9 protein-coding genes and 1 pseudogene are annotated in these 9,471 nt (G+C 45.5%); 2 read left to right on the top strand and 8 right to left on the bottom strand.

Annotation, left to right across the window (positions count from 1 at the left end):
- The 7 genes and pseudogenes from AS151_RS22420 to AS151_RS21850 form a co-directional block, all read right to left on the bottom strand.
- Positions 1-307, bottom strand: a pseudogene (locus AS151_RS22420) (hypothetical protein); the annotation flags it as partial.
- Positions 308-407: 100 nt separating this feature from the next.
- Entirely contained in the window at positions 408-1,076 is a 669-nt protein-coding gene (locus tag AS151_RS02065; RefSeq protein WP_071515413.1) for a 4Fe-4S single cluster domain-containing protein, read from the bottom strand.
- A gap of 101 nt (positions 1,077-1,177) precedes the next feature.
- Positions 1,178-2,230, bottom strand: a complete 1,053-nt coding sequence (locus tag AS151_RS02060) for a hypothetical protein (RefSeq protein WP_071515412.1) — start codon at positions 2,228-2,230, stop codon at positions 1,178-1,180.
- 38 nt (positions 2,231-2,268) lie between these two features.
- On the bottom strand, positions 2,269-3,861 hold the full coding sequence (locus AS151_RS02055; RefSeq protein WP_244532826.1) for an Hsp70 family protein: 1,593 nt from the start codon (positions 3,859-3,861) through the stop codon (positions 2,269-2,271).
- Between the two features lie 52 nt (positions 3,862-3,913).
- Positions 3,914-6,478: an AAA family ATPase gene (locus AS151_RS02050; RefSeq protein ID WP_071515410.1), complete on the bottom strand. Its 2,565-nt coding sequence runs from the start codon at positions 6,476-6,478 to the stop codon at positions 3,914-3,916.
- Positions 6,453-7,982, bottom strand: coding sequence for a hypothetical protein (locus AS151_RS02045; protein WP_071515409.1), 1,530 nt, complete (start codon positions 7,980-7,982; stop codon positions 6,453-6,455). Before AS151_RS02045 ends, AS151_RS02050 begins: the two co-directional genes overlap by 26 nt.
- Positions 7,983-8,176: 194 nt before the next feature.
- Positions 8,177-8,317, bottom strand: a complete 141-nt coding sequence (locus tag AS151_RS21850; protein WP_170861280.1) for a hypothetical protein — start codon at positions 8,315-8,317, stop codon at positions 8,177-8,179.
- A gap of 44 nt (positions 8,318-8,361) precedes the next feature.
- Here AS151_RS21850 and AS151_RS23000 point away from each other — a divergent pair, with 44 nt between their 5' ends.
- On the top strand, positions 8,362-8,841 hold the full coding sequence (locus tag AS151_RS23000; RefSeq protein WP_071515408.1) for a GUN4 domain-containing protein: 480 nt from the start codon (positions 8,362-8,364) through the stop codon (positions 8,839-8,841).
- A 4-nt stretch (positions 8,842-8,845) separates the two neighbouring features.
- Positions 8,846-9,136, top strand: a complete 291-nt coding sequence (locus tag AS151_RS22995; protein ID WP_071515407.1) for a GUN4 domain-containing protein — start codon at positions 8,846-8,848, stop codon at positions 9,134-9,136.
- 153 nt (positions 9,137-9,289) lie between these two features.
- On the opposite strand, the gene AS151_RS22415 is transcribed toward AS151_RS22995, so the two are convergent.
- On the bottom strand, positions 9,290-9,471 hold a 182-nt coding region (locus AS151_RS22415; protein WP_211517493.1), incomplete at its 5' end, for a hypothetical protein.

Genomic DNA, 9,471 nt, shown 5'->3' with positions numbered 1-9,471 from the left:
ATTGTTGCTGTAAGGAGGTGACCTCCTGCCGGAGTTGTTGATTTTGCTGAGCTACTTGTTGGTATTGTTGTAATTGTTGCTGTAGTTGCTCTCTTTTTTGAGCGTCTTCTGCTTGTTGATTTTTTAGCTCTACATAAGATCGCCATAAACCCCCTCCCCAATCCCTTCTTTGCTTAAGAATCTCTCGAACTGGTTCTGGGATATCTCCCAAGCAAGGGGGAAAAGCAAGAGGATAGTCACAGTTGGAGCAAAACTGTTGTTTTTCCTCTGATTCTATATGAGCAGCACAGATGGGACATGTATCCATGGCTATATTTTGAATTTTATACTGATACTAGCTTAGAACTTGAGCATCATACTTGTCAACCTAAGACAGAAGTCTAACGCTAAACATCAGAAAATGACATCTAAATTCTACGCCAAACATTCAAAAATTTGACAAAAATCTGAACAACCCTAAATCCGAGTTGCTTTATACTAATATCGATCGCTTGATGGAAAGTTTCGCGAAAGTTGTGGGGAGGAACTCCCACCATCAACGCCTCCTCATTCCGGATATGAATTTCCACATCCCGGCGGCGTTGGGTAAACTTTTCTGCTTGGTGACGGTAGCGAGAGGTGAGAAAGTGTACCGTTTGATTTTGCGAACCCCGCCAGCCGCGATTGTCGTTGAGTTCCGGAATATACTGACCGTCGATGAGAACATCTAGTTTCGCTAACAATGCCTCAATGTCGCGATCGCTTTTTTGTCGCAACTGCGATAAAGTAAAACCACTGTAGCAAATAGCCGACAAGTCGCTATGGGAACGCAAGTAAGCCAGCAATTCCGATAAAGCTGCCGCCTGCAACATGGGTTCGCCACCGGAAATGGTAATTCCCTCAATGTCGGCAGTGGATAAAATCAAATCTCCCAGGCGTTGGGGAGAAACCAAAGTCGCCGTTTTCTGGGGAATCCACTCCGGGGAAATACAATCGCGACAGCGAAAGCAACACCCCTGTACCCAAATGATAAACCGATTTCCCGGTCCTAGGGTACGGCTGTTCGGACAAATTTCGGCAAGGTTGAGGGAAGTCATGGCGATACCTTTAATCCTAAATAAGATATGCAAAAATTACCTTTTATTTATCGGAGGGGGAAGAGGGAGAAGTTTTCGCGTCTTTGCCGTGTGGATAACCTTTAAGAACCAAATCTATGAATTTGTTTGTTTTCGCTTTCTTTATGAATTTGATGTCCTTGCGATAGTTCCTTGTCTAATTCCGCAAGATTGTCTCGAATTTGCTGTAATAGATGATTTACTCGTTGGGAGTTGACTGGCAACAGGCGACTGGCGGCTTCGTCGGCTTGATAGTGAGCTTGTAAATGGTTTTTTTGCCGTTCCGTTTCTTTTTGGTATTCATTGAAATCGGCAACTGCCTGTTGCAACTGCTGCTGTACCTGTTCCAATTCTTGTTTTTGTTCGGCCACATCCGCTAGCATCTCGGCGAGGGGTTTGCTCAGTTGCTGTCGGTAGTTGTTGATAAATTCTTGCAATTGTGCGGCGGTTTGTTGGGTTCGACTCCCTTCCTTTTTCTCGCGATTTTGCCAAATTTCCAGGTCTTGTTCTAAATTCTGTCTTTGGTTTTTTAACGCGGCGAGATAGTTTTCGATTTCGGTTTGTTTTTGCTGCAATTCTTCTAGGGATTGCTTTTGCGGTTCTATCTGTTTGGCTTGGGTTTCGATCTCTTGCCGCCACTGTTGCCAATCGATATTAGCAACTTGTTGTTGAATGGTTTCTAGTTCTTGCTGGCGGTGGCGTAGGTTTTCTAATTCTGCGGCTTGCTGTCGCAGTTTTTGTTCTTGCTGCAACAACTCGGCGGCGGCTTGGCAGATTTGGGATTGTTCGGTGACTTGGGTTTGCAGGCGTTCGTTATTTTCTTGAATTTTGGCTTTGAGTTTCTCGGGAATGGGAAGGTTTGCCAGCAGGGGAAGCCAAATTTGTAGGAGTTCTTGTTGTTTTTGTAAGCTTTTCATGAGCGCGATCGCCCAGGCATCTAAGGTTTCTGGGTCGTCTTGAGCTAGTTTTTGTAAGTTTTCTGAAGAAAAAAGCGATCGCCACAATTGATAGCTGGTATCGGTAATTTGAAAGGGAAGTTGGATATTGTCAAAATCCAATACGGTTTCGGTGGTTTGGAGTTGCTGCAGCAGTTGCGATAGTTGTTGTTGGGGAGAAGCATGGGATGGTGAATTCATAGCGGCATCCTAAAATTGATTGCAGGTGAAAATCGAAATTAGCTATTTTCTTCTTTTGGCAACACAAAACCGGGAAGCATTTCGCCGATAATATTACCTAATTCGTATTCCACACGCTTTTGACTGCGAACTTCTTCAATGACCAAATAGGCAACTTGGGAACGATTGACACGCATCCCCACCCAATATCTTGCCTGTTGCGAATAGTTGGGAAGGGTGATCCTGTCGGGAGTGTTCATTTGACGACGTTTTCCACGGGAAAGAGGATCGATCCAGATAGGAATGGTAAAACTAGGTTCAAAAGCGACCAAAGGTTGTTGGTGAAATTGCGGTTCGCTGAGTTCCGATAAAGAGGTATTGCCAGGAATTAAAGTTAAGTATTCCGGCGTCACGGTTTCTGCCGATAGCGATTCGCTATTTTCCCCTTCTCTGGTAACCACAATTCCCACGGTGTGAACGTATTTTTCTTCCGGATCGATGTAGCCGTTGGCTATCAAACAAGCGCCATACGCAATCGCATAGGCATTGCTGGTAAAATTAAATTGGCTATCCATGCGAGAATCACCTTCCTGCAATCCCAAACTTTGCGCGATCGCATATTTCACAAAAGGAAATTGGGAAAAACCACCAACTGGCAAAACGCGATCGATAGTTTCTCCGTTTTCCTGCGACCAAGTTTTTACCCGGTTCATCGCCTTTTCAATTCCTTCTCGTATGGGAGAAAATGCTTCCCATAGCTGGTTTAAATTAAGCTGATATTCCCCATTTCGACCAAATGTATAAACCTCTTTTTCACCCATCTCCTCGGGACAATCCAAGTAATTTTTAAATTGTTTTTGCGTACTTTTATGATTTAAGATTTTTTCATCTTCAAACTCGCTTAACAAGCTAATAAACTCACCGCTGCTTTCATCAATCGCTTCCCCGTGTTGGGTTTTATAGGCTATTTGTACGCAGCGACGGTCAAAGGCTACGCCAGCGAATTCCAATCCCTTATTTCCCTCACCATCAAAATACAGAACTCGTACTTTGTCGCCGCTAAGACGACACAAACTAATATCAAAAGTACCACCACCTATATCGCAAACCAAAAGATTGCCGGTAAAGGGTTGTAGAGTTCCCGAGGTTACCTGCCAAGCATAATACGCGGCTGCTGCTACCGGTTCGCTGACCAACTGTTGCAAAGGCAAACCCAAATCTTGACGCAGAATTTTTTGCAACCGTTCTCGACCTAAATTGGAAATATCTCGTTGCCAAATTTCAGGAACGGAAACCACCAACCCCGCAATTTCTCCCCACTGTTGCTGAAAGCTATGGATATCGTCAATTAAAATTTGCTGCAGGTAATCTTTGGTAACTTGTATGGGGTCTTTGTGGCCGTTGCTTTTGAGTTCTTTCTCTGGCAACTGCATTTTAAAATTGCCATAACTTTCTATGTTTGGTTTTTTACTCTTGGTTCGCTTCGCTGCTTTGCCAATCTCTATATCATCTTCATTGTAAGCAATAAAAGAAGGAATATACTCTTGTTCGGTTCCTGGGGAACCGTATTTATAGGTGGTTAGTTCTCCTTTATCGAGATAAGAAATAATGGAGTTGGTGGTGCCAAAATCAAGTCCGATAGAATAAGACATGATAGACTAAGAGAAATGTACGCTTTTGGAGAAAGAATCCCAGTCGCGATCGCTAAGGTTGGGATGGTGGAATATCTTCACAGCTAAATGTTAGCATATCTTCGCCGGTTAAATTATATCGAACCAGGCGATTTTTCTGTCGTTGAACCATATGTTCGTAGAATTTGCGGACTTCCCGACCATTGCCAAAAGTACGACTGCGTTGTTCGTACATGGTTTGCAAGCGAGTGGCTACTTCTTGGGAGACAGATTCGGGACAAATTCTGCCATATTGTTGGCAAAGATACAGAAAAATCGCATGTAATTGCGATGGTTGGTAGTCGGGAAACGTAATTTCATAACCAATGCGGGATTCAATACCAGAGTTGGCATTGATAAACTCTTGCATTTCCCGGGAATATCCGGCAAAAATAACAATTAAGCGATCGCGATAGTTTTCCATCATAGGAACCAATGTATCGATCGCTTCTCGACCAAAATCTGCCGGGTAACCTCCTCTAGCTAACGCATAGGCTTCGTCAACAAACAACACGCCATCCAAAGCCGATTCTACCACTTGCGTGGTTTTCTCCGCCGTATGTCCCACATATTGTCCCACCAAATCCCGGCGGGTGACTTCATGAAAATCTCCTTTGGCTAACAATCCCAAACAGCGGAAAATTCTGCCAATCAGTCTGGCTACGGTGGTTTTGCCAGTTCCGGGATTGCCAAGAAAGACCATATGTCGGCTGGTCGTTCCCACGGCTTGTTCTTTCCCCATTTCGCGCAAGTATTGGTTGGCGCGTTCGCTGTTGATAATCTCGTAAATCTTTTCTTTGACTTCGGTCAATCCCACCAAACTGTCTAACTCTTGCAATAAATTTTCTAAATTTTCAGGATCGCGATCGCTTTCGCTGCGGTATTTGGCAGGCAAATCTGCCACTTGATATGGTTCTTGCAAGGGGTCCAAGCCATTTTCCCAAACGCGCGCCGAACGCAACTCATCCATTTCTCGAAACAAATTTTCCACCAACCCAGCGTTGCCAAAGTTTTCGTCGCGGTTTTGGTACAGTTGGGTCAGAACTTGGTGCAGTTCCGTTTGCAGTTCGTCGGTCATGGTTGCGTTGACACCACGAACCTGTTGCTGCAAAATCGCCATTAATTCCTTTGGCTGATAATCTTCAAAGACAATATTTTTCGGAAAGCGTCGCTGCAAGCCAGGATTGCTCTCGATGAATTCTTGCATGGGTTGGGGATAGCCAGCAACGACCACCGACAAGCGATCGCAATTGTCTTCCATGCGTTTGAGTAAAGCTTCGATCGCCTCTTGACCGAAATCATTTTCTCCCCCTTGCGCCAAAGTATACGCTTCGTCAACAAATAAAACCCCATCCAAAGCGCGATCGATGGTTTCGTTGGTACGAATGGCGGTTTGACCCACATACCCAGCCACCAAATCCCTGCCTGCCACTTCCACCACATGACCGCGTTGCAACAATCCCAAATCCCGATAAATTTCGCCAATCAAACGCGCCACGGTGGTTTTGCCAGTTCCGGGATTGCCGGTAAACACCAAATGCAGGCGTGGCGGGTCTATTTGGGTACCTTCTTGCTGGCGTTGGCGTTGCGTTTGCAGGGTGGCAGACAACTGGTTAACAGCTTTTTTAACTGACTGCAATCCAATAAGTTCGTGCAAACGTTCCCAGGCAGACTTGGTGGAAACATTTCCCGACAGCCACTTTCGTTCCCTAGCGGTTTTTATAGAAAGTTCTTTGGCAGAACGAAATTGGTTGTACCAGTAATTGAGGGGACGATTTTCGGCAGCCAGCCAGGTGTTGAGTTGGTGAATATGTTCCCACTCTATAGAGTCTACCGGAATTTCGCCGCTCAAACGCAAGCGATCGCGCAAAGCAGCCAGTTCCGCTGGCGGTGGTGTTTCCATGCGAAATAGATTGAATTGCTGTTGCCGCCACTGTTCCCGATTTTGAATCAAGTTAGCGAGGAAAGTAAAACCAATTCGGTCTAAAAATTCTCGCAGGGAAGTTTGGTCTTCGTGGTGGAAAACAAAAATACAGAGGTTTTGGTTGCTGGGTGGCAAGTGAGACCATTTGACAATGCGACCAAACAGTTCCCGCCGATGGTCGAAATTCGCCAAATCTTCTGCATGGGAAAAAACAATCGCCGATCGCTGGGAGGTATCTTGCATGACATGTTCTAAAATAGGCAAAACGTTCGCGTCTTGCAATCGCGTCGGCGACGGGGAGGCTTGCTGGTTGCCGTTCTGGCTGTTACGATCGTTTCCATCGGTATTTGTCTTTTTTAGCAAACCGCGTTTTTTCCCCAGAGGACCGGGTTTGAACAAAGGACGTTGGTCGTTGCGATCGCTAGAATTAGCAGAAGAACGCAACTGGCAGCGATCGCGGGATTGTCGATCGAGAAAATAAAGTTTGTCTACGCCAGAATAGAATAAAATTCGCTGTATGCCTTGCGCCTGCAAGTAGCGATGCAATGCTTGTTCGATATCGCAAACCAGCAAATCGGGAGTACAAAAGCTATCCCCCGTGTGAATGCCGTATAAAACCACAAAGCGATCGCCGGTTTCCCAATTGAATCTAGATGCTATCCTTTGTACGTTCATTTTGGCTTCCTGTAGCTGGCTGCTGTTGCTTTTGTCGCTGTCTCACTTGTTGCATATCCCGATATTCGGTATTTGGCTGCTGGCGGCGTTCTACCTCACCTTCCCCTTCAACGCCTTCCGCTTCTAAATTCTTAAAAATTGCCTGGGAATTTTGGTCGGCAACCCCTCCATCCACCAAAGTTTCGTTAAACGTATTGATAGAAATGGTATTGCTTCCCCACTCGTTTCCTGGCGCAATCGTCGTTACCACCTCATCGCCAGCAATATTTTTTAGCTTCACCACATAGGTATTGCGCTGGTCTTCTCCCTCATATACCGCATCGCGGTCGGGATTTTCTAAACTATATCCCATTTGGGAGAGGGTTTCCACCACGCGATCGGCAATTTCCACCCGCATTTGCGAACTCAAAATCGCCAACTTCGCCTGTTCCACGATTTCTCCCAAGCGTGGTTGCCATTGCTGGATTTGTTCTCCCAACTGTTCCACTTGTTCGATGGTCAGGGTAGACGCTTCCGCCTCCAGCCGTTCCTGCAACTGCTGCAACTCCCGTTCGTATTCGCCGAGACGACCTTCGACCCAATAATCCACCTCCAATTGAAAGCTTTCTGCCTCATCCCCCTCACCAACCACAATCTCGCATTCGCGATTGGCGCGTACTTCCGCAATCAAATTTTGCAAATCCTGCCAGGCAGCGTTGTACAATAAATGCCACTGCTGTTCTTTACGTTCCAACGCCAAACGCAAATCCGCCAATTTTAAATACGTTTGCTGGGAATTGGAAATGGCAGCCTCCGACACGCCAGCTTCCAAATTAGATTTTGCTAACTCAATTCCCCGATACAAGTCTTTTAGCTGACCGGGGGTAAAACGTTCGTGTTGGTAATCGCGATCGATTTGCTGGTAAATTTGTTCTACATCGGCTAGCAAGTCAGTTGCCAGTTGTCGTTTGCGTTCTCTTTGCGCTTCCACATCCGCAGCTACATCATCGATTTGTTGCTGGAGAATTTCTTGGGTTTCTTCCCTTTCCTTCCTCTCCGCCTCTATCATGTTGGTAAATTTCTCATCTTGTTGGGAAAATAGATGGAGATATTCTTGCCGTTGCTGGTTGCATAGCTGCAAATATTCTTGGCGTTGTTGTTGAAATCCCGATTCCATCGCCGATTCCAGCCGCGAAACCTCCGATTTTAAGGTTTGCTGCTGGCGTTTTTCCGAGGCGGAAATGGCTTGTTTGAAATCTTTTCGTTGCTGTTGCAGCCGCTGTTGGGTATTTTTTTCTAAATCCCGCAAATTGCTGCGCAGTTTTTGATTTTCTTGTTCTTGGCGTTTGGTTCGTTCTTCTAAAGGAGACAAGCGTTGCTGTAAATCTCGCCTGGCTTGTTCTTGTATGGCATTTAAGCGATCAGGTAAATCCCTTTGTAGCGATCGCAAGCGGCTTTCCTGTTGTTCGAGTTCCCGTTTTCGTTGTTCGTCAATCCGAACGGTGCGCCGTTTTTCTCCACTCATCAACCATATCTCCTAATTTTTGATACATTAAGATCGTAGCCACAATCGCAAATGCAGGCAGTTTGCCAGCCAGATATCCATAACAGCCAGCAACTTCCCCCGAAAATAAGATTGATACCATCGTACCACATACCTATTATGTTAGTCTGTAGGAAGCCAACTGTGCTTTCCAGAAGAAAATTTTTTAATTTTTTTTAACTTTTCTCTAGGATATCCTTGTCGTTGTCTTGACGATTCGCCACCACAAACTGTTTCGCCACCGCTTGAATTTGGGGATGGTTGGCTTCCCACTTTTCCCAGAAGGCTATTTGAGGTTTCTTTATCTTTATTCTCAATTGTGTTATCTTAACTATATTCTGGCGAAGTAGCTGTCTGTCTCATGGGAACCTGTCGAATCTGTCAGCAAGAATGCAGCGAAGACCAACAGTTTTGTAGCAACTGCGGCTATCCATTAACCGCGTTTCCGCCTACTTTGGGCGAAATCCCCCAGGCGTTTCAAGAAATTCTCTCGCAAAGGGAACGTTGGGAACAGAATATTTGGCAGAAATACGAACAGTTGCAACGGCAATTCCAACAATTGCAGCAAGAAGCCAGCAACAACCAACAGCTACAGCAACAAGTTGGTCAATTGCAACAAGAAATCGCTAGGCTTGGGCAAAAGTTAGAGTCTCAAAGTTCATCCCAGCAGCAAGAGGAAGTGCCTCTAAAAAGTGCGGTGGGATACAATTATACGAAATTGCGGTATTTGCTGGCGAAGCAAAAGTGGCAGGAAGCCGATGAAGAAACGGCAAAGGCGATGTTGACTGTTGCTGGTAGGGATAATTTTTTGCGTGAAAAGGATATAGATAATTTTCCCTGAAGATTTGCGAACCATCGACCGTTTGTGGCTGAAATTTAGTAACGGTAAATTTGGCTTTAGCGTTCAAAAGGAAATTTATCAACAGTTGGGTGGTACGAGGGAATTTGACCCCGAAATCTGGGATCAATTTGGTGATACTGTAGGCTGGAGAGACGATTATAGGGGGTGGAAAAAGGTTGGAGAATTGAACTGGCGTCGTCCCCTGAGGGATAATACCCCGGGGGGGCACCTCCCTGTTCCCTTCCGTCGTTGTTCGTGGGGGCTCTTCTCTCGCGCAGAGACTTGTAAACTGTAACATATAAGGGATACAGTTTCATGTAAAGAATTGTTTTATAAGGATTTTTCACGCATTGCTCATGGGCATTTCCTCAATTCGATACCTGACACCCCACGATTCGTGGAAGTCAGTGGGGTGGCTACGCTACCCCCTCATCAAACTGTAAAACCGCTATTTCCGGGTTGTAACGATTCGCCACCACAAACTGTTTCGCCACCGCTTGAATTTCGGGATAGCTGGCTTTGGTAACATTCCCATAGACCGTTTAATTGCGATCGCTTTGACATCATAAACAGTTTGTCTCAAACTTGCGATCGCTTTGACATCATAAACAGTTTGTCTCAAACTTGCGA

Source organism: Geitlerinema sp. PCC 9228 (genome assembly GCF_001870905.1).
In the GTDB taxonomy this organism is placed as follows: domain Bacteria; phylum Cyanobacteriota; class Cyanobacteriia; order Cyanobacteriales; family PCC-9228; genus PCC-9228.
This window is presented reverse-complemented; position numbering and strand designations above follow the sequence as displayed.